A 26,017-nucleotide genomic window follows, 5' to 3' on the forward strand; every position below is an offset into this window, starting at 1 on the left:
GGCCTGATACTCGGACGTGATGAGCCGGGGGCGACGGGGAGATTGCAGGGCAACAAGAGCCGCGGCTATCGGTGTCGCAACGCTGCCAGCGGCCGTCACACGGTCGTCCAGACGCGGGTTCCGCCGACGGGTTCGGCGTTCGACGCCGGAATGTGACCACCACTTCCGGGCGCCGGCGTCCGGTCGCGCGGTTCCGGCGCCTGTTTTGCTCCCCCGCCCCCGCTCAGGTAGGCATATCGGATGCAACATACTGGCCGGCTACAGGCCGTCGGACTCGCATCGCTTCTGCTCCTCGCCCTTCTGGGCAGCATCGGACCGTTTGCGGGCGTCGCTGCCGCGGATCAGGGCACCGTCTCCTTCGGCGACTCGACGTATGCGGACGGCGATACGGTGACTGTCTCCGTTGAGGACGGCGATCTCTCGACGACAGAGGAGTATGTCGTCAACGTTCAATCGGATACTGAAGGGCAAGAGACAATATTAAACGAAGATGTTGAAGACGGAGTCACGTCAATCACGACAAAATATCCTGTCGCTGATGTTGATGGCAATAATAAAATCACAGCATATGAGATTGTTTACGATAACGATGCTGATAATTCCGGTTCTATTTCGAGTATATCACGAAATGATAACGGGACTATTGATATAAATCTGAATTCTCCATCTGATTCAAACGACGTTATTGGATACACCCGTGGAGAAACAGTCCTGCTTTTGCATAGTGAAAACAGTAAATTCTCTGGCACGACCCAAGTCTCTGAATCGGGTGGTAAGGGGGTGTTACAAATCTCAGAGGAAGGAAGTATCAACGCAACATATTCTGATGAAAGCGCTGGAGAGAACCGGGTAACAAAGGCAACAATAAAAAAGAAATCCAAAGAGACAGATAGTGACCCCGACCCACTCTCCCTCGGGCCCGTAACCGAACTCTCGACCGGCTCCCTCAACGGCACGTCGCTCACGCACACTGAGAGCGTGATCGAGGTCCCGTTCAGCGAGGACGTCTCGCAAGCCGGCGAGGGCTCGGGGGGCCTGACGCTCGGCGGCAACATCACCGTCGCGGTCGACGGCGAGAACGTCACCGATCGGTACGTGCTCGACGCGGATGGAGCCGCCGACGGACAGGTCGTCGTAACCTCGGCGACACCGGTCGGCGCTCGCGCGGAGGTCACCGTCGCGGTCGACGCCGCCAACGACTCCGCGGACGCGGAGACCATCACGCCCGGGGCCGTCGACGCGACCGTGACGGACGCGACCGTCGCCGAGGGCGACGACGCAAACGTCTACGACAACGAGACCGTGGCGTTCGTCGCTGCCGAGCCAAACCGCGCGTTCGACGTGTCCAACGCCACCGGCGCGTTCGTGTTCACCGGCCGGACCGGCAACGGGAGCCAGGTGTTCGCGTTCGACACCGCCGCGCGGAACTGGACCGGCGAGCACACCATCGAGTCGACCGCGTCGGGCGGCAGCATCGCGGCAACGACCGGTGTCACTCTCCGGGAGCTGGGGCTGTCGGTTGGCGTCACGGACCGGAATATCACCACCGCTGAGGGTATCGACGCCCGGGTGTCCGCGGCCGACAGCGGGCGAGCGGTCGACGTTGCGCTGGTGGCCGCAGACGACACGATCGTCGACCGCCGGAACCGAACGCTCGGCGGTAACGGCGGCGCCACCGTCGAGTTCGGGGCCGACTCCCTCGCCGGAGCCGGACCCGGGAACTACACCGTCAACGTCACCGACGCGGTCACGGGAACGGGCGTCGACTCCGCCCCGATCCGCGCTGTCGACGCCGACGCGCGAACCGCGGCTTTCGGATCGACCGTCGTCGCGGAGCACGCCGGCGACGTGGCAGTGTTCGATCTCGAATTTCAGTACGCCGACACCGCGACAGTGACGCTCGGTGGGTCCGACGTCGGCTTCCGTGCGAACGCGACAGTCGAAGACCGCGACGGTGACGGGCGCGTTCGACTGCGGTTCAACACCGCTGCGGCAGCCACTCTGACGACGCTCCCCGACGACGGCGGTGCCGTCTTCGCGACCGCGCCGGCCGGGAACGCGTCCGACACGACCGACGCCGTCATCGCCGCCGATACCGACGACCGCGGCGCGCCATCGGAGGCGCTCGCGCCTGGCGAGTACGGTGTGACGATCCGGCCGGGGTCGAACGCGAGCACGGCCGAAACCGGCGTCGGGACGCTCACACTGCGGCAGCCTTCCCCACAGCGGCTCGATACCTGGGTCGCGCCCGCGGACACGACGTTCGGAACCGCGGCCGAGGTTTCGGCCGCGGTTGAGGGCGGCCGTCTCACCACCGCCACCGCGGTTGCAACGGGTGACGTGGCGGTGCACCGAGTCGTCGCGCCGGGCATCGCCGGCGCGCTCGCGAACACCTCCGGCGACACGACCGAGGCGTTCTTCGAGCTGGCCGGAACCGACGCGACGGACCGATACGCACTGAACGTCACGCAGCGCAATCCTGCCGCGAACGAGGACCCGTACCGCCTCACGTTGAACAACACGACCGCGCGGGTCGTCGCCGACGCGGTCAACGACACGTACTTCGTGACCTACCGGGGTGACGGCCCCGCCGCGGTTCCGTGGAACGGCACGGCTGCGACCGGATCGGCCGACCCCGACGACCCCGCCCCGGGCGATTCGCTGTCGGCCGAGTTCACGGTCCACGACGGCGGCCCCTTCGCCGACCTCGCGCCGGCGGAGCGACGCGTTACTGCGGCCCACTCCCTCGTCGCGGCACGGGTCGACGCCGACCCTCCAGTCGTGGTCACGAATGCCACGAATCAGTCGATCGGGGGCACGACCACCCTCGCACCGGGAACCGAGTTCGAGTTGCGGGTTCAGTCTTCGAACGGGACCGAGCCACGGTTCCTGAAGACCGCACGGGCGACTGTCGGTCCCGCGGGCGGGTGGAACGCCACCGTCGACTTCGACGCCCAGCACGTCGGTGACACGTTCACCGTGCAGTCGACCGTTGACACGGTCGTGTCGGCCGACGACCTCGCGGTTGATGGCGAGGTTCGGGCGACCCTCCCACAGAACACGTCGACGCCGACGGCACAGCCGACCACGACTGCTGCTGCGGGCGGGGCAGGCGGTGGCATCGGTGCAGGTGGCGGCGGTGGCGGCGACGACGACCGTGACCGCGACACGCCGTCGCCGGAGCCGACAGCAACCGCGACGCCGACGCAGTCGACCGACGCCGACGAATCCGTGGTCGACTCCGCACAACAGTACCTCGGCGACGCGTTCGCTACCGCCGTCAACAACACCGACGCCGAATCGATCCGCGACCGGCTGTTCGACTTCGACGTCGCGGTCGCGGTCGCCGCACTGACGGTCGTCGTTGTTTACGTCTCCCGGCGGGGGTAGCGCCGGGAGGTACCCCCCGCCGCGTGACTGCGGGCGCGGCGTCCCGTCTGTCGTAACGCCTAAGAACCGAAGAACCGTTCTACCCGGTAATGAATTCGAACGCGTGCTCGGATCGTGCCGGCCCCCCAGGCACCGAACGGAGGTGGTTCCGTGGGCGTTGAAATCAAGGAGTCGACCGTCTCGGACGCGGAGTTCAACCAAATGAAACGGTTCGTCCGCGACTACCTCGCCGCAAGCGTCGAGAGCGAAGACGACGGCGGGCGGATGCGGTGGTACCCCTGGCACAGCGCGGAGTACCGGTTCAACCACATCCTGAATGTCGTCGACCTCGCGGTCGAGATCGCCGAGCGCGAAGGTGCGGATATGGACGCCGTGCGTGTCGCTGCGCTCTTTCACGACATCTCGAAGCTCGAAGCTGACCAGGAGGTCCACGCCGAGGAGGGTGCCCGCGTCGCCCGGGAGTACCTGAACAGTCACGGCGAGTTCCCCACGTCGTTCATCGAACAGGTGTGTCAGACCGTCGCCGACCACTCCTACCAGGGCCCGCTCGCGGACGTCTCCTTGGAGGCTCAGAGCCTCATCGAGGCTGACATCCTCGATAAGGTCGGCGCCAACGGCACGGCGCTCGTGCTGCTCCGGATGGGCTATGAGTCCCGGACGCACATGGATGCTGCGGAGATGATCGAACGGGTGCTCGAACGCGGCCGCGACGCCGCCAACAGGGTCGAATCCGACACCGCCGAAACCATGGTCCACAAGCGGCTCAAACGCGTCCGGTGGTTCCGCGAGTGGCTTGAGGCCGAGGTCACTGGAATGGACCACGCCGGCGAGTTCCACCGGGAATCGTCGGACTGAGACGGCGGCTTCGACACGCCTGTGATCCCGAATCGGTGGTCATCGCCGGAGACGGGGCCGGCGATGACCGGCAGTTGACGACGATAGCCCGCCTGACTCGCCTGACCTGCCACCCGACCCGTCGCCCGCGCCCCGCGCAACGAACCGGTGGCGGTTTGTAGCCCCACCGGGTACCTCCAGCAATGACAGACACCGGCCGTTGGGTCGCGCTCTTTTCCGGTGGGAAGGACTCCTCGTGGGCGCTCTACCGGGCGCTCGAGGAGGGATTAGACGTCGCACACCTCCTGACTGTCCACCCGGGCGAGGAGTCGTACATGTACCACGTCCCCGAGACACGGCTCGCGGCGCTCGCCGCCGAGAGCATCGGAATCGACATAGTCGAGGTTGATCCAGGCGACCTCAACGCGGCCGACGTCGACGACGCGGGCGCACAGGGCGACCGCGAACTCGAACCGCTTGAGGCCGCGTTGACCGACCTCCGGTCCGACATCGACGGCGGCTTGGTGGGTGTCACCGCCGGCGCGGTCGAGAGCGAGTTCCAGACCTCCCGGATCCAGGGGATGTGCGACCGGCTTGGGATCGACCTGTTCGCGCCGCTGTGGCAGCGCGACCCGCGGGAACTTGCCGAGGCGATGCTCGGCGCCGGCTTCGAGATCCGGATCGTTCAGGTCGCCGCCCGCGGTCTCGACGAGTCGTGGCTGGGCCGCCGGCTCGACGCCGACGCGCTCGCGGAGTTGACCGGATTGAACGAGGCCCACGGCGTGCACGTTCTGGGCGAAGGCGGCGAGTTCGAGACCCTCGTCACCGACGGGCCGCACATGGACCGCCCGATCGAACTGGCGTACGAGACGGTGTGGGACGGCACGCGCGGCCACGTGCGGGTGACCGACGCACGCCTCGGCGACCCGGAGTGACGACACACCGACCGGTCGCCGTCTCTGTCACTCCAACTGCGAGTACGCGCCCACCAGCGACTCAGACAGCTCCATCCCGTCGACGCGGGTGTGCTCGTCGATGATCGTCCCTTCGAGGTCCGCGTCGCGGATCGTTGCGCCGCCGAACACCACCGTCCGTTCCAGTTCGGAGCCGGCCACCTCCACGTCAGCCATCACGTGGACGTTCGCGCCCAGGTCGGAGTCTTCGACCGTCGCGTCCTCGTGGACGACGGCGTCCCCGTCGAGATACCACGACACTGCGTCGAGGTAGCTCTCGGGAGTGCCGATGTCGAACCACGCGCCGTCGAAGGTGAACGCGTGGACGGGGCCGCGCGTCTGGAGCCACTGTAGAAACCACCCGGGTTCGTCGGGGTTGTTGCCGTCCGAGAGGTAGGTGTCGAACTTCGGGAGCGTCCCCGCGGGGAACGCGTAACACGCGATCGACACCAACGTGCTCTGGGGGTTGTCGGGCTTCTCTTCGAACTCCGTCACGCGGTCGCCGTCCAGTTGGACGAGTCCGTAGGACTTCGCTCGCTCCTTCGACCCGACGTCGTAGGCCGCCAGACACGGCGTCGCCGCCTCCTGGAAGAAGTCGACGAACTCGCTCACGTCGAACGAGAGGAGGTTGTCGCCCGCGACGACGACCAGGTCGTCGTCGACACCCTCCCGGTCGATGAGCTGCGCTAAGGCGCCGACGACGCCGAACTTCTCGTCTTCCGCCACCGTCTCCTCCACGGAGACCGTCGGCTTCTCGTATGGCGCGTCGTCGATGAACGCCTCGAACTCCCCGGCAAACCGTTCGTTGGTGCTCACGAACACCTCATCGACCCGGGGGTCAGCCTCGAGATCCTCGAAAATGATATCGACGACAGTCCCCTCGCCGACCGGGAGGAACATCTTTGGCCGGTCCTTGGTGATCGGCCACATCCGGGTCGCGTACCCACCGGCGAGCACAACAGCTTTCATACCTACGTCGTCCACCCGAAGTGGCAAGTTTGTTTCCCACGTTGCGGGCTCACCCGCTGGCGAAGATTCTTATCGGAGGGGCGCCCTAACTCTGTGCGATGGCGCAGGCCCCCCAGGACCCCTCGGACGTCACCGACCGCTTCATTCAGTTCTACCGGAAGTATTACCGCAACGAGATCGGGACGCTCGCGCAGAACTACCCCAACGAACAGCGGTCGCTCTACGTCGACTACGACGACCTCTCGACGTTCGACATCGAGCTCGCGGAGGACTACGCGGCGAAGCCCGACCAGATGCAGGAGTACGCCGAGGAAGCCCTCCGGCTGTACGACCTCCCGGCGGACGTGAAGCTGGGCCGCGCCCACGTCCGGCTCACGAACCTCCCCGAGACGGTCGACATCCGGAACATCCGTGTTCACGACGACCACATCGGCCGGATGATCGCGGTCCAGGGGATCGTCCGGAAGGCCACCGACGTCCGGCCGAAGATCACCGAGGCCGCCTTCGAGTGCCAGCGGTGCGGGACGATGACCTACATCCCGCAGAGCGACAGCGGGTTCCAGGAGCCACACGAGTGCCAGGGGTGTGAACGCCAGGGGCCGTTCCACGTCGACTTCGATCAATCGGAGTTCGTGGACGCCCAGAAGGTCCGCGTCCAGGAGAGCCCGGAGGGACTCCGCGGTGGCGAGACGCCGCAGAACATCGACGTCGACCTCGAAGACGACGTGACCGGGCGGGTCACTGCCGGCGACCACGTCACCCTCACCGGCGTGCTCCACATCGAACAGCAGACCTCGAACAACGAGAAAACGCCAATCTTTGACCTGTATATGGACGGCGTCGCGGTCGAGATCGAAGACGAGGAGTTCGAGGACATGAACATCACCGAAGAGGACGTCGCCGAGATCGTCGACCTCTCGAACGAGTCCGACATCCACGAGATGATGGTCGACTCGGTCGCGCCGTCGATCTACGGCTACCGCGAGGAGAAGCTCGCCATGATCCTCCAGCTGTTCTCGGGCGTCACGAAGCACCTCCCCGACGGGTCGCGGATCCGGGGGGATCTGCACATGCTTCTCATCGGGGATCCGGGTACGGGGAAGTGCGTTGCAGGTGACACGCTGGTAACGCTCGCGGATGGATCGGAGGTTCCAATCCGCGAATTGGTCGAAGAAAATCTGGACGATCCGAAACCGGTCGACGACGGGGTGTGGGACACTGTTGATTTCGATGTCCCGTCGATGGAATCCGACGGATCACTTACCACACAACGGGCGACGAAGGTCTGGAAGCGCGAAGCGCCCGACGAACTGTACCGGATCCGGACTGCAAGCGGTCGGGAGATCGAAGCTACGCCGTCGCATCCGCTGTTCGTGGCTGACGGTGGAGGATTCGATGCGGTTGTTGCGGATAAATTAAAAAGAGGCCAGTCGATCGCAGCACCTGGGTCTACGATCCAGCGCACGCGGCCCGAGGCCGCAACCTCCGACCCCACGAAGGCCGCCACCGACGGCGGCGTCTCCACGGATCGGATCGTCTCTATCGAGGCGTATCAGCCGGACGACGAGTGGGTGTACGACCTCGAAATCGCGGGAACGCATTCGTACCTGACGAACGGGATCGTCTCCCACAACTCCGCGATGCTCCAGTACATCCGAAACATCGCCCCGCGATCCGTGTACACCTCCGGGAAGGGGAGTTCGTCGGCGGGACTCTGTGTGACCGGCGACACCCGGATACACACCTCCGAGGGATTCGTCCCGATCCGTGACCTCGCTATGCAAAGACACCCGGATCCGGTATCGACCGAGACGCCGGCAGCGTACGAGCAGGGCCTCTACACCTTCGACCGCGAGGACGGAACCGTCGATGCGGCGACGAGTTCACGCGTGTGGCGGATGCCGGAGAAGCCCTGCCGGCGCATCGAGACTGGACGGGGGAAGACGCTGGAAGCGTCGGCGAACACGCCCGTACTGACCTGTGGTGAGGACGGTATCGAGTGGAAACCTGTCCGGGAGGTTAGTGCGGGTGACTACGTCGCTGCACCGAAGTACGACGGCATCGATCGCTCCGCCGTTCCGACCGACGAGTTCATAGACTACACGGAGGAGAAACTCCGACTTACCGACGAGTCGATAGAGTTCCTCCGCGAGCAACTAACCGAGACGTACGGGACGCTTCGTGACGCGGCGGCAGCCCTGAATTTCCCGGAGGATTTCATATACGATACGCTGTCCAACCGCTACATTCCGATCGAAAAGCTCGATCGGATCCTCGATGCGGTCGGTGCGAGCCACGGCGATGTCACTGTCCGTCGCGCGATGCTCGCACACGGCGACGACATCCGAATTCCACAACAGTTCGACGAGGATCTGCTGTACCTCGTCGGCCTCGTCTTCGGCGACGGTGACATCGCGCTTGACCGCCGTGATGGGAACCGCGGGCTGGTCCGGATCTCGAACAGTAACGAGGCACTGCTCGAACGCGCCGCGAAGATCATCGATTCGGTCTTTGACAAACGCGTCGAGATCGAACGACAGGAGGATCGAGTGCCCTGTATCCGGTTTCACAGCGGGACGATCGCGCGGTTCTTCTCCAATCTCGGGATGGAATCGCCGAAGGACTCGCTCGAACTCGACCCACGACTCACGACGGCGGAACACGCCGACGCGTTCCTCCGTGGTCTGATGGACGCCGACGGATCGGTGTCGTCGCGGACGAACGGTGGATCGAGCGTCCAGTTCTCCACGATCAGCGAGTCCCTCGCCGAGCAGGTGCAGCTCGTCTTCGAGACGTACGGCATCGAGTCCCGACGCCGCGTCCGCGATCGTCGAGGCACCACAACGGTGGCTAGCGGATACACGATCGAATCCAAGTCGGTACAGCACCACCTCGCGATCTACGGGCGTAATATCGATCGATACGCGGAGGTGGTCGGCTTCGAGTCCAGTGAAAAACAGGCTGCGCTTTCGACGATAGTCGGTGCGACGGATCGACGCGACGAGACGATCCCGATCGGCGGCGCGCTGGCGACCGCCGAAGTCGGAGGTGGCGGCGGCCAGTATTATATGAACGTCACCCGCGGCGACAACCCGGGACGTGCACGCGCCCACGAGATACTCGACTCGCTCGATCTCGGCGATGTACAGCCCGCACTCAGGGAAGCCGCGGATGCGGATCTCACCTGGGATGAAGTCGTCGAGACGGTCGACACCGGTGAAAAGGAAGTCTTCGACCTGACCGTTCCCGGGACGCACAATTTCCTCGGAAACGGATTGGTCACACACAATACTGCTGCGGCCGTTCGCGACGACTTCGGCGACGGCCAGCAGTGGACGCTGGAGGCCGGTGCGCTGGTGCTCGCCGACAAGGGGATCGCGGCTGTGGACGAACTCGATAAGATGCGGTGTGTCACGGGCGATACACTCGTTCATACTGCCGATGGGATTCGGCCGATCCGAGAGCTGGCGTACCAGGCGGCCGAAGATGGGGCCATCGAATCGCTCTCGAACGGGCGAACGATCCGTGGAGACGCTCCAGACGTTTGGACGCTCGCCGATGATGGAACGTTGGTTCAACGACCCGTTACAGCAGTCCACGAGTACGAGGCTCCTACGGAAGTTTATCAAGTAACACTGGAGAGTGGCGAGTCAGTGAAAACGACCGCTGATCATCCGTTCTTCGTGTTCGAGGATGGTGAACGTACAGAGCGGGCGGCCGAAGATCTCGATTCCGGCGATTGGGCATACGTTCCAGAAGCGGTCCGGGAGCGTGCAGCTGATGGAGGAGCAATAGCTGAACCAGCAGCCCGAAATGACACAGATAGGCAAGCATATGACTCTGATTCCGACCTTTCACCGTCGAAAGGCGCCATTTTGGGTTATATCGCTGGCGACGGTAATGTTTACAGCAACGATTCAGAGGGTAGCTACGGAATCCGATTTACAAACAGCGAGGAGCAGCTGCTCCGCCACTTCGAGTCTGTTTGTGACGCGGCCTACGGCGCTGAGGCAGTTCGACACCCGAGTGAGCAGCGAGCAGACGGGGTTGGGACCGTCCGCCTTCACGGAAAGGTGTACGTCGACGACCTGCTTGAAGCCGGACTGAACCTGGAAACGTACGAAGGGAAACGCGTCCCCAGCGAGGTTACGCGCAGTAGTCGCAAAACCAAGGCAGCGTTCATCCGTGCACTCGCCGACTCCGAAGCCACTGTCGGTAAGCGAGCCGTCAAGATCTACTCAAGCAGCTACGAGTTGTTGCTCGGAACGAAAATGCTGTTTTCGGAGTTCGGGATCCAGAGTCAGATTCAGACCCGCTCCCGTTCGGAGAAGCGGGATCTCTACGTTCTCGCCATCACCTCCGACAGCTCCCTCGCGGCGTACGAGAGCTATATCGGATTCACACTCGATAGGAAACAGTCGGCGCTGGAGGAAGCGACTCGGCGCACCACTGGCGACAGGGCGCTTCTCGACGTACTCCCGGACTTTGGTGATCAGCTCGAACGATTACGGGACCAACTTCGATTATATCAGTCCGAATGCGGAATTAACGACGCGACGTACTGTAACTTCGAGAACGGAGATGCGAACCCGTCGCTTCACCGCGCCGAAAAGATCCGACGTTCGTTCGAAGAACGCCGAAGACAGGCCTCAAAGGACCGAGAACGCCTCGTCGACTCGACGGGATGGACTCAGCTAGAGGTCCTGTGCGACGAGTACCACGTCAGTCAACGGGAACTTGCACGAGGCTCTTTGTACTCTCAACAGCAAATATCTAGACTGTGGGGGAACGAAAATGCTCTCAGAACCACGATCGCTGACCGTCTCCAGACGATTCTGGACGGTGTTGCTGGTACCGACCTCGAAAGACTCAATGGACTAATCGACGGCGACGTCCGGTGGAGAAAAGTCGAGTCCGTCGAGCCAGTGACGTCAGCGACCTCGGACACTCGGATACCGGTACTCGAACGGAAACTTGCGGATCTCCTCGGGTGTTCGTCGGAGAACGCGTGTGATCAGGCCGATGAACTTCTGAACAAGGATCTGTCGGCAACGACGTGGGGAGAGCTTCGCGATGAACTCGACCGACACGAGGTTTCTTTCCAGCGGCTCGCAGCCGAACTAGATGTCGCTGGATCGACTGTTTCCCGGTGGTTCTCCGGAAGCGTAGACGTCGACAACTTCGGAACGATTCGGGAGACGGCGTTCGACCTTCTCAGGTCGGTACGCACAACGGTAGCCAGACTCCGGAGCGAGATCGAAACCCGTAGGCAGGAGCCGAAAGTGTACGACCTCACCGTTGACGGAACCCACAATTTCGTCGCCAACGGGATGATCGTCCACAACTCCGAGGACCGTAGTGCGATGCACGAAGCACTAGAGCAGCAATCCATTTCCGTCTCCAAGGCCGGAATCAACGCCACCCTCAAATCCCGGTGTTCGCTGCTCGGTGCAGCCAACCCCAAGTACGGGCGGTTCGACCAGTACGAGCCGATCGGCGAGCAGATCGACCTCGAACCCGCCCTGATCTCGCGGTTCGACCTGATCTTCACCGTCACCGACTCCCCGGATCCCGAGACCGACGCCAAACTCGCAGAGCACATCATCAACACGAACTACGCGGGCGAACTCCACACCCAGCGGACGAACGTGCCGAACTCGGAGTTCACCGAGTCGGAGATCGACAGCGTGACGGCGGAGGTGACCCCCGAGATCGAGGCCGAACTCCTCCGGAAGTATATCGCGTACGCCAAACGGACGTGCTACCCGACGATGACTGAGGAGGCCAAGGAGGTAATCCGACAGTTCTACGTCGACTTCCGCGCGAAGGGCGCCGACGAGGACGCGCCGGTGCCGGTCACCGCCCGGAAACTCGAGGCGCTCGTGCGGCTGTCGGAGGCGTCGGCCCGGCTTCGGCTGTCGGACACGGTCAAGCGCGAGGACGCCGTCCGCGTCACCGAGATCGTCGAATCCTGCCTCCGCGACATCGGGATGGACCCCGAGACGGGTGAGTTCGACGCTGACATCGTCGAGACGGGGACCTCGAAGAACCAGCGTGATCGGATCAAAGACCTCAAACACTTGATCGAAGAACTCGAAGACGAGTACGACGAGGGCGCGCCCGTCTCGGAGGTGGTTTCACGGGCGGGCGAAGACCTCGGCCTCGATGAGTCGAAGGCCGAACAGGAGATCGAGAACCTCCGTCGGAAAGGCGAGGTGTACGAACCGCGGACCGACTACCTCCGGACCACATAGGATGGACCGCATCTCCGCACTCAGGAACATCGAGGAGGCGCTCCGCGACTTCGAGGACGGCGAGTCCGACCTGGAAGCGACAGAGCAGCGCGTGGCCGGAGTGTTACGCAGCTACGCCACTGACTTCGAGGGTGAGGAGGGAGTGCGGGCGTACCGGGCGGCCGGCTCCGGACGGGCCAACGGGCTGGTCGTCGTCGCCGAGAGTCGCCCGGAGGCCCGCGAGCGGATCGCCGACCTCCTTGACGAGGAGCCGGCCGCGCTCGACGTCGAGGTCTCGCCGGTGTAGGTGGGTTTTTACACGATGCCGGAGACCGCTCCGTGTCGTGTTGCTTGTGGTGACCTACTCGCGCCGAGCGCGCGAAACGCTGCGGAACGTGTGTCGATCCCACGAGGAGACCGTCGTCCGTCGGTTCGGGCGTGCCGCGCTCCTCCGAGAGACCGAGTACGGGGCGTTCCTGGCGTGCCGACTCCGGGAACGCCACGCTGGCGACGTTCAACTCGAGCGAACCGAGCCGTTCAACGAGTTCGCTGACGCGCCCGACGCTGTCCGCGAGGCCGCCGTTGACTACGCACACCGGGACTCCCCACACACCCCGTACGGCCGGTTCGCGGCCGGGACCGACCACCCCGACGCGGACGACATGCGCGGTAGCGAGCTGTGAGCGACGCTCCGGCGGTCCTGGTGCGGCTCCCGGACGGGTCCACGTTCGAGGGGCCGGTCGTCGACCTCCGCGGCGCCGACGCCGACATCTCACCGGCCGCGATCCGTGACGCGATTCGAACCGGCTGTCCGACGCGACCGGACCGGCCGACCGTCCACGCTCCGCTGCCGACCCGGGTGCACCGCCACGTCTGCCACCTCGCGCCCGGGATCACTGTGGATCGACACGCCGCCCTCGCTGCGGTCGGGGCGGCACGCGGCGTCGATACACCCCACTGTACCGACCTCGGCGGCGTCAAGCAGTCGCTCCGGAAGCTGTCGGTCCCGACGGTCGACAGCGCCGACCTGCGGGCGGCGCGACGCCGTGCTGCGGCGGCCGGATCGGCAACAGAGCGGCTACGCGAGCGGGTTGCGACCCTCCGGGGCCGGGTTGAGGCCCGCCGCGACGACGGGACCGAAAGCCGAGACGACGGCGTCGCCGAGGCGGAGGCGGCGCTGTCGGAAGCGACACGGGAGCTCTCAGAGGCGTCGACAGAGCGGGTCGCTGCGGCGCAGCGGCTGGCGGCCCTGGAAGAACGCGCCCGGCAGGCCCGCGACACCCGAGAGAATCGGCTCCGGCTCGAAGACCGAGCCGAAAACCTCCGGCGCGCCCGCAGAGCGACGCGCGCCGACGCCGTCGAGCCGGCGTTCCACGACGCGCGCAGCCGGGTCGAGTCGGCGCTCAACGGGCGCTCCGGGGCGCTGGACGGCGGTGTCACCGCCACCGCCACCCTCTGCGACGCCCTCGCGATCGCCGCGATTGCGCCGCTCTGTGCCCCCGTGATCGTCGACCCTGAGGTCGCCACCGCGCTCGGCGGTCCCGACGCGACGGCCACGCGACTCAACGCGCCGCTGGTGATCGGGTGCGGCGACACCGTGGTGCGATAATTTATATACGGAACCGCGGCCATCCGCCGTGTGGCACCCGACTCACCCGACGCGTCGACCGGCAGCACGGACGCACGGCCGGTGCGGGCCGACGTCACCACGACCGCCACGGCCGGCGGCGTGCTCGTCGCGGTAACCCTGCGTAACGACACCGCCGTCGCGGTCCGCGTCCGCGTCGAGAACGATCTTGACGGCCCCGTGCTCCCGCCACGCCAGGAGGGTGTTCCGGCGGTTGGCTGGGACGAGGACGGCTTCTCGGGGACGGTTCCCGCGGACTCGCGGGTCGGGATCGGGTACGCGTGTCCGACCGCAGACGGCGATGCGGCCGAAGCGGCGCCCGCCGATCCGGGTCTGCGTTCGGACCCGGACCGTGGTGTTGGCCCGGTCTCACTCGACGTTCTCGGCCCCGCAGACGCGGACGAACCGCGGACGACCGACCGCGTCAGCGACGCGGTTCGGTCGCTCGGGCGGGCGACCCCACCGGCGGATGCGGTCCCCACGCCTCCGACCGTCAACCCTGACGCTCCGGTGGCCGACCGCCGGGCCCGTTGCCCCGACGAACGCACCGACTCGAATCTCTCCGACGTCCCGGATTCGGTTGTGGCGTGGCTCGATGCGGCCGAAACCCGGATCGAGCGCGCCGAACGGCTCGCCGGCGCCACCGCCGACGAGGCGGCCGCCGTACTGGAGGGGTGCGGCGTTGACGGCGTCGCCGACCTTCCCGACGACCTCGACGGAGACATCGCCGCGCTCCGCGCGGTCCGGTACCGACTCGAAGATCTCCTCGGGCGAGCGACTACGGCGGAACCGGCACCGGTGGTCTCGCCGCTCGTCGCCGCGGCCGGCGGGGATACGTCGGCAGGGGCACGGCGCCTCCGGGAACCCGAGGCACTCCGGACGGACGGGACGAGCAACTCCGACTCCGGGGGGAGGCGGTGATCCTCGCGGTCACCGGCGGCAAAGGCGGGGTCGGAAAGTCCACGGTGTCGGTCGAACTCGGTGCAGCGCTGGACGCCACCGTCGTCGACGCCGACCTGGGGATGGCGGACCTCCCGACCGGCCCTGGCCCCGACCTCCACGACGTGCTGTCGGGTCGCGCTGAGCCGATCGAGGCGGTGCGTGAGGCGTGTGGCCCGGTCCGGTTGCTCCCGTGTGGTCGGTCGCTCTCTGGGGCTCGCGCCGCCGACGTGACGGCGCTCGATGCGGTCCTCCGTGGGGTTGAACGGGCGTACGGGGACGTTGTCGTCGACTGCCCGGCGGGGTTGCGGGCCGACGCCGGCGTCCCGCTCGCCATCGCGGACGCGTGTGTGGTTGTGGCGTCCCCACGACAGTATGCGCTCGCCGACGCCGTCAGGTCGCGGGAACTCGCCCGGGAACTCGACGCCGGCCTCGTCGCGGTCGTCATAAACCGCGCTGTCGACGGCGCGCCCGAAACCGCATTTGAGGAGGTGCTGGGGGCGCCCGCGGTCGTCGTTCCCGCAGACCCCCGCGTGGCACGGACGCTGGAGGCGTTCCGGCCCGTCGTCCGGACCGCTCCGTTGACCCGAGCGGCCGACGCGATCGGGACGGTCGCCGACGCGGTCCGCCGAGCGAAGCGGGTGTAAGCCCGCAGCGCCGCTAGCGTGACGCGTGCGGGCGCTTGGACAGCCGCAGCGCCGCGCTACGTTGCCCGCGAGATCAGACCGGCCGCCCGCTCCCGGGCGGTCTCGACCACTCGCTCCTCGTCAAGCGTCAGTACCTCGCGGTCGCGCATCAGGACTCGCCCGTCGCACACAGTGTGACGGACATCGGAGCCGCTGGCGGCGTACGCGAGGTGGCTCACCAGATCGTGCGGCGGCGTGAGATGCGGCGAGTCGAGGTCGACGACCGCAAGGTCCGCGGCCGCGCCGACTTCGATCCGGCCGCCCGGTAGCGACACTGCCTCCGCACCGCGCTGTGTCGCCATCTCGACCGCCGCCGCCGCGGGGACCGCCGCGGCGTCGTCGGCAGCGAGTTTTCCGACCATCGCGGCGTCACGGAGTTCGTCGAAGAGGTCGAGGTCGTTGTTGGAGGCCGCGCCGTCGGTGCCGAGCGCCACCGTCACGCCGGCGTCGAGCAGTTCTTGGACGGGTGCGATCCCGGAGGCGAGTTTCATGTTCGACGCCGGGCAGTGGACGACCGCGGCCCCGGTCGCCGCCAGCCGGTCGATTTCGGCTTCGTCGATGTGGACGGCGTGGGCGAGGAAATCGTCCGGGGCGAGAAGCCCGGCGTCGTCGGCGTACGAGAGCGGCCGCACCGACCGTTCTTCGACAATGGGATCGACTTCGTCTTCGGTTTCGTTGGCGTGGAAATGCACCGGGATCCCGTTGTCGCGCGCCGCCGCGGCCGCCTCCCGTAGTAACGGCTCCGAGACGGTTGTCAGCGAGTGCGGCATCACCGCGGTCCGGACCCGACCGTCGGCGGCGCCATCGAACTCACGGGCGACGGCGATGCTCTCCTCGACATCGGCGCGGGCGGCCGCGTCGTCCTTTCCGACGGTGACGGCGGCGTGGCCGACCCGCGCACGGACCCCCGCGGCCCTGACCGCCGCGACGACCTCTGGGATGTGGAAATACATATCTGCGAACGCGGTGGTGCCCGAGCGGATCATCTCCAGGATCCCGAGCTCCGCGCCGGCGCGGACGTCCCCGGCGGTGAGCTCCGCCTCCACCGGCCAGATGTCCTCGCGAAGCCACGTCTCGAGCGGCTTGTCGTCGGCGTACCCACGGAGCAGTGCCATCGCGACGTGGGTGTGGGCGTTGACCAGCCCGGGAAGCACCAGGGAGTCGGTCGCGTCGAGCGACGCGTCGAAGTCGCGGTCGGCCGAGAGGTCAGGGCCGACCGCCTCGATCCGGCCGGCGTCGCGGTCGACGAGCACGTCGGCGTCAGTCACCCGCAAATCCGGGTGTAGGACCTGTCCGCCCGCGACCAGAAGGGTGTCGGAAGCCATGATCGCGGTACCGACGGCAGGGGTATGATTCCTCCGGGTCGGAACGGCCGTCATCGCGCGGTGGGTCCGCGCCGGCAACGACGTGGAGCCGCCCCGAAGCGTCGATCACGACAACTCTCGCAGAACTTAAACCGGCCGGCGACGAACGCCCGCGTATGAGCGATGAGGGAAACGAGGCGCGACGTGACCTCCGGCTGCCCGAGGACGACGAGGTGTTCGCGGTCGTCACGGAGATGCTCGGCGCCAACCGCGTGACGGTCCGGTGTGCCGATAGCGTCGAGCGCACCGCCCGGATCCCCGGCCGGATGCAGAAGCGCATCTGGATCCGCGAGGACGATGTCGTGTTAGTCGAGCCCTGGGACTGGCAGGACGAGAAGGGTGACATCACCTGGCGGTACGAGAAGGCCGAAGCCGACCAGCTCCGCGAGGAAGGGCACATTCAGTGACGGACGACGAGGAGTTCGGATTTTTAGCGCCCGAGGAAGCGAACGCCCCCGGCGATGAGTGGGAGGAGATCGACGTTTCCGACACCGACGCCGACCGGATCGCCCGGAGCCGGGATCGGGAGTTCAGCCAGTTTCGCGAGCGGCTGACCGACGCCGACCAGTTCAAAGTCGAACAGTCGGTCTTCGACGACGCGACCTTTGCGGCCATCTACAAACTCGTCCAGGACGGCCACGTCGACGCCTTCGGCGGGCCGATCTCGACCGGCAAGGAGGCCAACGTCTACGAGGCGCTCGCCAGCGACGACGGGGTCGACCGCGACGTCGCGATCAAGATCTACCGGATCAACGCGTCGAACTTCCAGCAGATGCGGGAGTACCTCGAGGGCGACCCCCGGTTCGAGGGAATCGGTAGCGACAAAAAGAAAGTCGTCCTGGCGTGGACTCAAAAGGAGTTCGCGAACCTCCGGCGCGCCGAGCAGGCGGGCGTCCGCGTCCCGAGACCGATCGCGGTCGAGCGCAACGTCCTCGTGATGGAACTCGTCGGGCTAGTGGAGGAGCGGGCCCGCCGGCTGGCGGAGGTAGATGTCGAGAACCCCGAGACCGCCTACGAGGTCGTCCGTGAGTATATGCGTCGGCTCCACGCTGCCGGCCTCGTCCACGGCGACCTCTCGGAGTACAACATGATCATCCACGACGGCGAACTCGTTGTAATCGACCTGGGACAGGCAGTGACGGTCCACCACCCCAACGCCGAGGAGTTCCTCCGGCGGGACTGTCGTAACGTTGCGGCGTTCTTCGGCCGCCAAGGGATCGACACCGACGACTCGGAGCTCTACGAGTTCGTGACGGTGGTCGAGCCCGAACCGGGCGGGACGCCCGACGGTCCGGACGCCTGAGACTGCGGGCGGTGTCGACTCCACCCGCGCACCGCAACAAAGTTCTTAACTCCACTCACTGGGTAGTTCGGTGTATGCAACACGTGAAGGTTCCGCAGGATCGCATCGGTGTCCTCATCGGCGAGGGCGGGGAGACGATGCGGGAGATCGAGCAGCGGGCGGAGGTCCGACTCGACATCGACTCCGGGTCCGGTGCGGTCGCGATCGACCAGGTCGGCGACCCCGTGAGCGGGATGCTCGCACCCGACATCGTGCGGGCGATCGGACGGGGGTTCACCCCCGAGTCGGCGCTATCGATCCTCGACGACGAGCTTCGGACGTTCGAGCTAGTGGATCTCGACTCACACACTCGGAACAAAAACGACCTCCGACGACAGAAGGGGCGGCTGATCGGCGAGGACGGCCGCACCCGCGAGTTGATGGAGGAACTCACGGGCGCGGAGGTCGTGATCAAAGGGTCGACCCTCGGTGCCATCGGGCAGCCTGAAGAAGTCAGCGCGGTCCGGCGCGCGGTCGGTATGATTCTTGACGGCGCCCCCCACGGCGCGGTCTACTCCTTCCTCGAGCGGAAACACAACGAACTCACACAAGGGTTCGACGTTCGGCAGTCCGGATAGCCGGGCGAGGCCGGAACAGGAGACCCGCACAGCCCTTGAGGCGAGCCGCGAGCAACTGGAGAACGGCGACGCTCACTCCCTCGAAGATGTCGCGGGCAAGTACGACGTCGCCCTCGACGGGTAGGGCGTATGACCGAGGTTAGATCACGTCGTAAGCGGGCGAACAGGTGGCAGAACTCGAAAGCAAAACTCGCGAGCGGATTCTGAAAAGGCTCGCCGAAGCGAGAAACTGGACCGACCGCCGACCGGAGCCGCCGAACGGATGGTCGTACTCCACACGACGTACTGGGGACCCCCGAGCGATCAGCACGTGGAATCGAGAGACGAGTGACATCCTCCTCGCCGGGGGAGCCGGCCACCGGCGCAAATATAACGTATAAACCGTCTGGTTTGTGTATTGTTACCACGGATTAATCGGGCACGTCCGGTGGTTTTCGTGGCTGCAAACGACACACTTATATAGAATCACAAACAATCAACGGGTGATTATGTCTCAGCGAATGCAACAGGGACAGCCGATGATCATTCTCGGCGACGACTCCCAGCGTACACAGGGTAAAGACGCCCAGTCGATGAACATCTCCGCCGGCAAGGCGGTCGCGGAATCCGTACGGACCACACTCGGTCCGAAAGGGATGGACAAGATGCTCGTCGACTCCGGTGGATCCGTCGTCGTCACCAACGACGGCGTCACCATCCTCGGCGAGATGGACATCGACCACCCCGCGGCGAACATGATCGTCGAGGTCTCCGAGACCCAAGAAGACGAGGTCGCCGACGGGACCACGACCGCGGTCGTCGTGGCCGGTGAACTCCTCGATCAGGCCGAGGAGCTCATCGACCAGGACGTCCACGCCACCACCATCGCGCAGGGCTACCGCCAGGCCGCAGAGCAGGCCAAGGAGATCCTCGAAGACAACGCCATCGAGGTCTCCGAAGAGGACACCGAGACCCTCCGGAAGATCGCCGAGACGGCGATGACCGGCAAGGGCGCGGAATCCTCGAAGGACCTGCTCGCCGAACTCGTCGTCGACGCCGTGCTGGCGGTCGCCGACGACGACGGCATCGACATCGACAACGTCTCCGTCGAGAAGGTCGTCGGCGGCTCGATCGACAACTCCGAGCTCGTCGAGGGCGTCATCGTGGACAAAGAGCGCGTCCACGAGAACATGCCCTTCGGTGTCGAGGACGCCAACGTCGCGCTGTTCGACGGCGCGCTGGAAGTCCGCGAAACCGAGATCGACGCCGAGGTCAACGTCACCGACCCCGACCAGCTCCAGCAGTTCCTCGATCAAGAGGAGAAACAGCTCAAGGAGATGGTCGACCAGCTCGTCGACGTCGGCACCGACGTGGTCTTTGTCGGCGACGGCATCGACGACATGGCCCAACACTACCTCGCGAAGGAGGGCATTCTGGCGGTTCGCCGCGCGAAGTCCTCCGACCTGACGCGACTCGCCCGCGCAACCGGCGGTAACGTCGTCGGCTCGCTCGACGACATCGAGGCCGACGACCTCGGCTTCGCCGGCTCCGTCGCCCAGAAGGACATCGGCGGCGACGAGCGCATTTTCGTTGAGGACGTCGAGGACGCAAAGTCCGTCACGCTCATTCTCCGCGGTGGGACCGAGCACGTCGTTGACGAGCTCGAACGCGCGATCGACGACTCCCTGGGTGTCGTCCGGACGACGCTGGAGGATGGCCGCGTTATGCCCGGCGGCGGCGCGAGCGAGACCGAACTCTCCATGAAGCTCGGCGAGTTCGCAAGCTCCGTCGGCGGCCGCGAGCAACTCGCCATCGAGGCGTTCACCGAGGCACTCGACGTCATCCCGCGCACGCTCGCGGAGAACGCCGGCCTCGATCCCATCGAGTCGCTCGTCAACCTCCGCAAGGAGCACGCCGACGGCGACTTCGCCGCCGGCCTCGACGCCTACACCGGCGAGATCGTGAATATGGAGGACGACGGCGTCGTCGAACCCCTCCGCGTCAAGACGCAGGCTATCGAGTCCGCCACCGAGGCGGCCGTGATGATCCTCCGCATCGACGACGTCATCGCTGCCGGTGACCTCAAGGGTGGCGGCAGCGACGACGGCGGCGACGAGGGTGGCGCCCCCGGCGGCGGTATGGGCGGCGGCATGGGCGGTATGGGCGGTATGGGTGGCATGGGCGGCGCTATGTGAAAGCAGTCGGAGACTGTTTTCCATAGGCCCTCAGGCGTCGCCTGACGCAGCCGGTGTAAGCGTCGGTCACGAACGCCTCACCCCCTACGACCGTAGCCCGAACCGCTCGCCGAACGCACGACCCGATTTTCTTTCGCGAACCGAACAGCCGAAGCCCCGTACGACGAGGCCGATCAGCCCTCCACGACCGCCGAAGCGTCTGCGATGCCCGCCGCCGAAGCGCCCCGAAGTGGGCGACTCGACGTACCACCGGGAGTTATAATCGGTCACATGTGTTCCGGCTGCGGGCACCCGCTCGGCAGACAGTAGCCGCAGAACAAAACGGCTACTCGGTCCGGTCGATGTCGATCTGTTCTCTGATCGCGGCCAGTTCTTCGGAGTCCGCCAGCGACTCGACCTGCGTCCGGAAGTGCCGCTCGCAGAGCCCCACCTTGAGTCCGTCTTTCTCGGCGGCGTAGGCGGCGTCCCGATCGCAGTAGTGGCACTGCATACGTTCTTTTGGGTCCCACTGCGGTTTAAGTCCACGCCCCCGGTTATCGCCGTCGAAAACAGAGTCAGACCAGGTTCAGCCGGTCGGCGAAGGGATTGAACGCCGGCGCGGGCGGGCCGGCAACGCCGAGCGTCCGATTGTGCGCGTCGGAGCCGCCGGTCCGGTGGAGGTCCGCCTCGGCGGCCACCTCGTCGACGCGCCCTGTGTCTTCGCGTTCTGCGGCCGCCCCGCTGTAGGAGTAGTACCGCTCGACAGCGTCGAGACCGCGGGCACAGTCGAGCGCCGCCTCGGTGTCGGGGTATCGGAACGGGTGTGCCAACCCGACCACCGCACACGCTTCCCGGAGCGCGTCGGCGCCCTCGGCGAACGTGGGGATCTCCCGCTCGACGTAGCAGGGGCCGTCGGAGCCGATCAGGTGTTCGAAGGCGCCGCTGTAGTCGTACGGCGCGTCGCTGTCGGCGATCGCGCGGGCGATCGTGGGGCGGCCGATCCCCTCGCTGACCTCAACTGCGACCTCGACACCGACGTGGTCTTCCACCCGATCGACCATCTCCGCGGCGCGGCGCTTGCGATTCCGTTGGATCCGGCCGGTCACCGCCACGAGTGTATCGGTTTCGGAGACTCCATACCCCAGGAGATCGAGGCGCTGGGGGCCGGCGTCGACCCTAAGTTCGATCCCCCGGATCACAGTCACCCCGTCGATCTCCTGGACGGGCGCGTTGAGTTCCGGGTGGATCCGATCGTGATCCGTGACTGCAACGGTGTCGAGCCCGCTCGCGCGGGCCACGCTGGGGAGTTCCGGCACGGTCAGCGTGCCGTCGGAGGCGGTGGTGTGGACGTGGAGGTCCGCCGCGGGCCGGTCGTCGTCGCACCCGGGAACGTCGTGAGTCACTGAACGGATGTGGGGTGCTGTGGAGTAAATCCTTTGGGCTGCCCGGTGGATCCGCAACCCATATTATGACAACTAAGGTCGGATTAGGTATTGGTAGGCCACCCCATACTGTAATGGAAAACCATTAAGAACCTCCGGTCACTACGGACAGGTGTAATGCGCTTGAACCGAACCGGTGACCTCATGCATGCCCACGAGTTCCCGGCGACAACCGAGGAACTCACCAAGGCGTACGGCGATCGGACAATCGAACTCCCCAACGGGACTGCACGCCTCGGAGACGTACTCGAGCGTGCGGGCGCCGAAACGTTCACCAATGCCGTCGACGCGCACTCGGCGATCCTGTGTGGGGTCGGCCACGAGGCCATCGGCCGGCGGTACTACAGCGACCGGGACGCCTACGCGATGGGTGAAGACGGTCCCGACCAGGTCTCGTTCTGAAACGCGGCGCTGTTCAGCGTCTCGGAACTGGTCGACTCACACCCCGATATCAAGGGTGACCGACCCGTTTGTGTACCCCTCGACCCGGCCGGAGGGGCGGAGCCGAAACACGACCGCCGGTCGGTGGTGGACCTCCGGCCGCTCTCCGAGCACTGATTGCCACTCGTCGTCCGGGAACGACGAGCAGTCGACAAACAGGGTGACACCGCCGCCGTGGGCCTCCAGTTGGCCGTCAGATTTCGTCTCTGCGGTGTCACGAACCGCCGCAACCGGGGTCCCCGCGCGCCGTTTCCCCACCGGTGTCGGTCTGGTCACCTCCACCAGTACCGCGTCCCCGCCCATCTCCGCGCGGTAGTCGATGGCGTGACCGGTCGACACCTCGATCTCGGGCTCGATGTCGTAGCCCGCCTCGACCAGAAGGTGGCCCGCGTTGAACTCACCCATCGCCGCGGTCATCCGGGTGAGGTCGAGGTGTTCCGAGGTCCCGAGCTTCCCCGCCATCACCTCCCGCCAGTCGTCCAGCGCCCGGGTCCGGAGGAACGACTCGTAGAACTCTAAGGCCTCTTCGCGGGTCGCGTCGGGGAACCCGGCGGCGTGATCGAAGAAGAACGCCCGCGTCGCCTCCCGGCCGTCCTTCGAGAGGAATACGGGGAGGAAGAACCACGACAGGTGCGGGTAGGGCTTGAGCCACGGGCTCTCCTCGTGAAGTTCGGCGGTGAGTTCGCGGGTCGCCCACCGCGAGACGTCGTCCGGGACACTGTCGAAACTGTACTTTTCGGTCCGCCAGAGCGCCTCCGGCGTTTCGGTGTTGCCCATCCAGTAGGCCTCGGTGTCGTTCCACACGAACAGCGCGGTGTCGCCGTTGTCCATCTCGAAGCGCTCGCCCGCGTACCGGTCGGGAGGTCGGAACCACGGCTGGCGACGGGTCGCGCCGAGATTCCGGTCGAGATCGCGGTAAACCTGCCCGACCACCCGGTCTTCGGTCCAGCGGCCGGGGGCGTGTCGGAAACGTAGTGGGCGTGCCACACGCGATTGTAGCGCACCCTGCGGTTTATACTGTCGGCTCCGATCGACTCCCGTCCGCTACCCGTCGCCCCACACGTCCGACAGCGGGTGGTCGGAGGTGGCGTCGGAACCGTCCCCGTCGGAGGTGCTGCCGGAGCCGCCCCGGTCGGAGGCGCCATCGGACTCGTCCCCGTCGGCCGCGCGGCCGCTCCGGCCGGCGCTTCCGGCGCGACGCCCGCTTCCGCCCGAGCCGCGCCCGGTCCGGGATGTCGACCCCGGAGAGCCACGGCTCCGACCCGGCCGCGACGACGCCGCCGCGTCGGCGGCTGCCTCGAAGTCGGGGAGGTCCGGTACCGACAGCCGGTCGACCTGGTCGCGGAACCACGCCGGCATCTCCCCGCGGGTCCGGTCGAACAGGTCCACAAGCGACGAGTCCGCGAGGTAGGTCGCGCCGTAGTCGTCGGGCGCGCGGACCACCCGGCCGCACGCTTGGATCACGGTCCGGAGCGCGGTCCGGCGGTACCACGACCACTGGCCCTCCTCGAGCCGGCGGGCGACCCGCGAGTCGTTGGTGTTCTGATACGGCGCCTTGCAGACCACCTGCCACCGGCACAGGTCGCCCGCCAGATCCAACGCCTCCTCCATCTTCACCGACAGGAAGACGTCGGGGTCGTCGGTGGCTTTCCACGACTCCAGGGCGGCGTCGCGGCTCTGGCGGTCGTGAGCGCGGACGCGACCCCCCAGCCCGAACCGGGCGAGTCGCGTCCGGAGTTCCGACTGGATCGCGTAGGAGTGACAGTGGACGAGCCCCTTCTCGTCGGGGTGGGCGGCGGCGATCCGCACCAGCGCCTTCGCCACCTTCGGAAGCGTCTCCTCGCGTTCCTCGTAGGTCATTTTCCCGCGCGTCACGTCGTACAGCGGCCGGTTCTCGACGGGAAAGGTGTGTTCGACGTCGACGAGGGCGACGTTCGAGGGATCGAGACCGACACCGCGGCAGAACGCCGCCTTGTTCAGAATCGTCGCCGACAGCAGCGCGAACTTGTTGCCGCGGTCCCACACGGTGTGGTGGAGATATCGCGCGGGATCCAGCGGCTTGATGGTGATCGGGCCACCCTCGCCGTCGGGCTGGTCGACGACCCACGTGGTCGGGCTCTCGGGGTCGCGGGCGTCGGAGACGAACCAGGTGAGCTCCGAGCGGAGCTCCTGGAGCCGGTCGCGGCGGGCGGCCTCCTCGGGCGTCAGTTCGGGCCTCCCGGTCAGGTCGTCGCTCGCACGCTTGCAGACGCCTTCCAGCGTCTCCGCGAACCGTATCGTGCGCTCAACGGTGTCGGCGGTGGTCGTCACGTCCGGAACCCCAACGTCGTCCCACACCGGGACCGTTCGTGGCTTCAGTTCGACGGTCGCGTACATCTCCGCCCACTCGGCGAGCCCGTGTGCCTCGTCGATCACCACGACGTCGCGCTTCCGGAACACCTCCGACCCTGCGGTCTGCATGAAGTACGCCAGCGTCATCGCCGCGATCGCGCGGTTCGACGCGATCGATCGGTCCGAGAAGTACGGACACCGGTGGCGGACCGAGCAGTCGAAGCCCGCCTGGCGGGCGCAGGGGGCGCGGTCGACCGGCGTGTCGGTCTCGCCGTTCAGGATGCAGGTGTAGTTGGACTTTCCCCGGATCACGTTGAAGTCGTCAAGCAACGGGTCCGCGGCGACGTCGTCAAGCTGGGAGACCTGCGGTGTGGTGTAGTACGCCGCGGTCGCGTCGGCGGGCGCGACGTCGTCGGTCGTCGCCGCTGCGCCCGCGACCGCCCGCGCGAGGAGAGACTTCCCGGAGCCCGTCGGCGCGCGCACGAGCACGATGTCGTTGCCCGCGGCGAAGGCGTCACGGATGTCCGACAGCGCCCGTCTCTGGGCGCCGCGGAACTCGGGGGCGGGAAACGACTCGGGGATCAGGTCCGGGTCCACACTGTGTCTCCGCCGTTCCCGGATAAAAAACCTTCAGACGGTGGGCGGCGACCAGAGGATCCCGGTCGCCCTACCTGAATCAAGGAGAGAGTCCCGCCGTTCACCGCGGGCGTGAATCCGACACTCCACGGCACAAAC

Annotated in this window: 20 protein-coding genes; 14 read left to right on the top strand and 6 right to left on the bottom strand. The window is 66.2% G+C overall.

The window, feature by feature from the left end; all coding sequences use genetic code 11:
- Nucleotides 1-780 precede the first annotated feature (780 nt).
- The 3 genes from IEX72_RS11695 to IEX72_RS11705 all read left to right on the top strand — a co-directional run bounded on the left by IEX72_RS11695 (nucleotide 781) and on the right by IEX72_RS11705 (nucleotide 5,159).
- Nucleotides 781-3,390 carry a BGTF surface domain-containing protein gene (locus IEX72_RS11695; protein WP_188787570.1) on the top strand — a complete coding sequence of 870 codons (2,610 nt, stop codon included), beginning with the start codon at nucleotides 781-783 and terminating at the stop codon, nucleotides 3,388-3,390.
- A gap of 150 nt (nucleotides 3,391-3,540) precedes the next feature.
- Complete coding sequence (locus IEX72_RS11700; RefSeq protein WP_188787571.1) at nucleotides 3,541-4,245, top strand: HD domain-containing protein; 705 nt, start codon at nucleotides 3,541-3,543, stop codon at nucleotides 4,243-4,245.
- 182 nt (nucleotides 4,246-4,427) lie between these two features.
- On the top strand, nucleotides 4,428-5,159 hold the full coding sequence (locus tag IEX72_RS11705) for a diphthine--ammonia ligase (RefSeq protein WP_188787572.1): 732 nt from the start codon (nucleotides 4,428-4,430) through the stop codon (nucleotides 5,157-5,159).
- A 27-nt stretch (nucleotides 5,160-5,186) separates the two neighbouring features.
- Here IEX72_RS11705 and IEX72_RS11710 read toward each other — a convergent pair whose 3' ends face one another.
- Entirely contained in the window at nucleotides 5,187-6,146 is a 960-nt protein-coding gene (locus IEX72_RS11710; RefSeq protein WP_188787573.1) for a sugar phosphate nucleotidyltransferase, read from the bottom strand.
- Between the two features lie 98 nt (nucleotides 6,147-6,244).
- Here IEX72_RS11710 and IEX72_RS11715 point away from each other — a divergent pair, with 98 nt between their 5' ends.
- The 6 genes from IEX72_RS11715 to IEX72_RS11740 are packed head-to-tail and all read left to right on the top strand — an operon-like array spanning nucleotide 6,245 to nucleotide 15,592.
- Nucleotides 6,245-12,400 (top strand): LAGLIDADG family homing endonuclease, encoded by a 6,156-nt coding sequence (locus tag IEX72_RS11715; RefSeq protein ID WP_188787574.1) that lies wholly within the window; start codon nucleotides 6,245-6,247, stop codon nucleotides 12,398-12,400.
- A 1-nt stretch (nucleotide 12,401) separates the two neighbouring features.
- Nucleotides 12,402-12,686, top strand: coding sequence for a DUF7854 family protein (locus IEX72_RS11720; protein ID WP_188787575.1), 285 nt, complete (start codon nucleotides 12,402-12,404; stop codon nucleotides 12,684-12,686).
- A 37-nt stretch (nucleotides 12,687-12,723) separates the two neighbouring features.
- Nucleotides 12,724-13,062, top strand: coding sequence for a DUF7855 family protein (locus tag IEX72_RS11725; RefSeq protein WP_188787576.1), 339 nt, complete (start codon nucleotides 12,724-12,726; stop codon nucleotides 13,060-13,062).
- A complete protein-coding gene (locus IEX72_RS11730; RefSeq protein ID WP_188787577.1) occupies nucleotides 13,059-13,988 on the top strand; it encodes a DUF7856 family protein in 930 nt (309 codons plus the stop codon). The genes IEX72_RS11725 and IEX72_RS11730 overlap by 4 nt, the downstream gene beginning before the upstream one ends.
- A 30-nt stretch (nucleotides 13,989-14,018) precedes the next feature.
- Entirely contained in the window at nucleotides 14,019-14,927 is a 909-nt protein-coding gene (locus IEX72_RS11735; protein WP_188787578.1) for a DUF7857 domain-containing protein, read from the top strand.
- Nucleotides 14,924-15,592, top strand: a complete 669-nt coding sequence (locus tag IEX72_RS11740) for a MinD/ParA family ATP-binding protein (protein ID WP_188787579.1) — start codon at nucleotides 14,924-14,926, stop codon at nucleotides 15,590-15,592. Before IEX72_RS11735 ends, IEX72_RS11740 begins: the two co-directional genes overlap by 4 nt.
- Before the next feature lie 56 nt (nucleotides 15,593-15,648).
- Here IEX72_RS11740 and IEX72_RS11745 read toward each other — a convergent pair whose 3' ends face one another.
- Nucleotides 15,649-16,956 (bottom strand): amidohydrolase, encoded by a 1,308-nt coding sequence (locus IEX72_RS11745; protein ID WP_188787580.1) that lies wholly within the window; start codon nucleotides 16,954-16,956, stop codon nucleotides 15,649-15,651.
- 155 nt (nucleotides 16,957-17,111) lie between these two features.
- Here IEX72_RS11745 and eif1A point away from each other — a divergent pair, with 155 nt between their 5' ends.
- The 4 genes from eif1A (at nucleotide 17,112) to thsA (ending at nucleotide 21,089) form a co-directional block, all read left to right on the top strand.
- Nucleotides 17,112-17,402, top strand: coding sequence for a translation initiation factor eIF-1A (gene eif1A, locus IEX72_RS11750; RefSeq protein ID WP_188787581.1), 291 nt, complete (start codon nucleotides 17,112-17,114; stop codon nucleotides 17,400-17,402).
- Nucleotides 17,399-18,298: a serine/threonine-protein kinase Rio1 gene (gene rio1, locus IEX72_RS11755; RefSeq protein WP_188787583.1), complete on the top strand. Its 900-nt coding sequence runs from the start codon at nucleotides 17,399-17,401 to the stop codon at nucleotides 18,296-18,298. Before eif1A ends, rio1 begins: the two co-directional genes overlap by 4 nt.
- A gap of 74 nt (nucleotides 18,299-18,372) precedes the next feature.
- Nucleotides 18,373-18,915 (top strand): KH domain-containing protein, encoded by a 543-nt coding sequence (locus IEX72_RS11760; RefSeq protein WP_188787585.1) that lies wholly within the window; start codon nucleotides 18,373-18,375, stop codon nucleotides 18,913-18,915.
- Between the two features lie 518 nt (nucleotides 18,916-19,433).
- Nucleotides 19,434-21,089, top strand: coding sequence for a thermosome subunit alpha (gene thsA / locus IEX72_RS11765; RefSeq protein ID WP_188787602.1), 1,656 nt, complete (start codon nucleotides 19,434-19,436; stop codon nucleotides 21,087-21,089).
- Nucleotides 21,090-21,414: 325 nt separating this feature from the next.
- On the opposite strand, the gene IEX72_RS11770 is transcribed toward thsA, so the two are convergent.
- Together IEX72_RS11770 and IEX72_RS11775 are read right to left on the bottom strand one after the other, a co-directional pair.
- The gene (locus tag IEX72_RS11770) at nucleotides 21,415-21,579 is read right to left on the bottom strand and encodes a DUF6757 family protein (RefSeq protein WP_188787587.1); all 165 of its coding nucleotides are present in this window, start codon (nucleotides 21,577-21,579) and stop codon (nucleotides 21,415-21,417) included.
- A gap of 64 nt (nucleotides 21,580-21,643) precedes the next feature.
- Nucleotides 21,644-22,471 carry a PHP domain-containing protein gene (locus IEX72_RS11775; RefSeq protein WP_188787589.1) on the bottom strand — a complete coding sequence of 276 codons (828 nt, stop codon included), beginning with the start codon at nucleotides 22,469-22,471 and terminating at the stop codon, nucleotides 21,644-21,646.
- Between the two features lie 156 nt (nucleotides 22,472-22,627).
- Between IEX72_RS11775 and IEX72_RS11780 the strand changes: the two genes are divergently transcribed.
- Nucleotides 22,628-22,912: a DUF5789 family protein gene (locus IEX72_RS11780; RefSeq protein WP_188787591.1), complete on the top strand. Its 285-nt coding sequence runs from the start codon at nucleotides 22,628-22,630 to the stop codon at nucleotides 22,910-22,912.
- A 36-nt stretch (nucleotides 22,913-22,948) separates the two neighbouring features.
- Here IEX72_RS11780 and IEX72_RS11785 read toward each other — a convergent pair whose 3' ends face one another.
- Nucleotides 22,949-23,938 carry a DUF5784 family protein gene (locus tag IEX72_RS11785; protein ID WP_188787593.1) on the bottom strand — a complete coding sequence of 330 codons (990 nt, stop codon included), beginning with the start codon at nucleotides 23,936-23,938 and terminating at the stop codon, nucleotides 22,949-22,951.
- 57 nt (nucleotides 23,939-23,995) lie between these two features.
- Nucleotides 23,996-25,879, bottom strand: coding sequence for a helicase C-terminal domain-containing protein (locus tag IEX72_RS11790; protein ID WP_188787595.1), 1,884 nt, complete (start codon nucleotides 25,877-25,879; stop codon nucleotides 23,996-23,998).
- Between the last annotated feature and the right edge of the window lie 138 nt (nucleotides 25,880-26,017).

This window comes from Halobellus salinus (assembly GCF_014646875.1).
GTDB classification, from domain to species: domain Archaea; phylum Halobacteriota; class Halobacteria; order Halobacteriales; family Haloferacaceae; genus Haloquadratum; species Haloquadratum salinum.

Excerpts from the sequence above, each read along its gene's own strand:
- IEX72_RS11705 (WP_188787572.1), top strand. The coding sequence starts at position 4,428 with ATGACAGACACCGGCCGTTGGGTCGCGCTCTTTTCCGGTGGGAAGGAC.
- IEX72_RS11710 (WP_188787573.1), bottom strand. The coding sequence starts at position 6,146 with ATGAAAGCTGTTGTGCTCGCCGGTGGGTACGCGACCCGGATGTGGCCG.
- IEX72_RS11715 (WP_188787574.1), top strand. The coding sequence starts at position 6,245 with ATGGCGCAGGCCCCCCAGGACCCCTCGGACGTCACCGACCGCTTCATT.
- IEX72_RS11720 (WP_188787575.1), top strand. The coding sequence starts at position 12,402 with ATGGACCGCATCTCCGCACTCAGGAACATCGAGGAGGCGCTCCGCGAC.
- IEX72_RS11745 (WP_188787580.1), bottom strand. The coding sequence starts at position 16,956 with ATGGCTTCCGACACCCTTCTGGTCGCGGGCGGACAGGTCCTACACCCG.
- eif1A (WP_188787581.1), top strand. The coding sequence starts at position 17,112 with ATGAGCGATGAGGGAAACGAGGCGCGACGTGACCTCCGGCTGCCCGAG.
- IEX72_RS11760 (WP_188787585.1), top strand. The coding sequence starts at position 18,373 with ATGCAACACGTGAAGGTTCCGCAGGATCGCATCGGTGTCCTCATCGGC.
- thsA (WP_188787602.1), top strand. The coding sequence starts at position 19,434 with ATGATCATTCTCGGCGACGACTCCCAGCGTACACAGGGTAAAGACGCC.
- IEX72_RS11770 (WP_188787587.1), bottom strand. The coding sequence starts at position 21,579 with ATGCAGTGCCACTACTGCGATCGGGACGCCGCCTACGCCGCCGAGAAA.
- IEX72_RS11780 (WP_188787591.1), top strand. The coding sequence starts at position 22,628 with ATGCGCTTGAACCGAACCGGTGACCTCATGCATGCCCACGAGTTCCCG.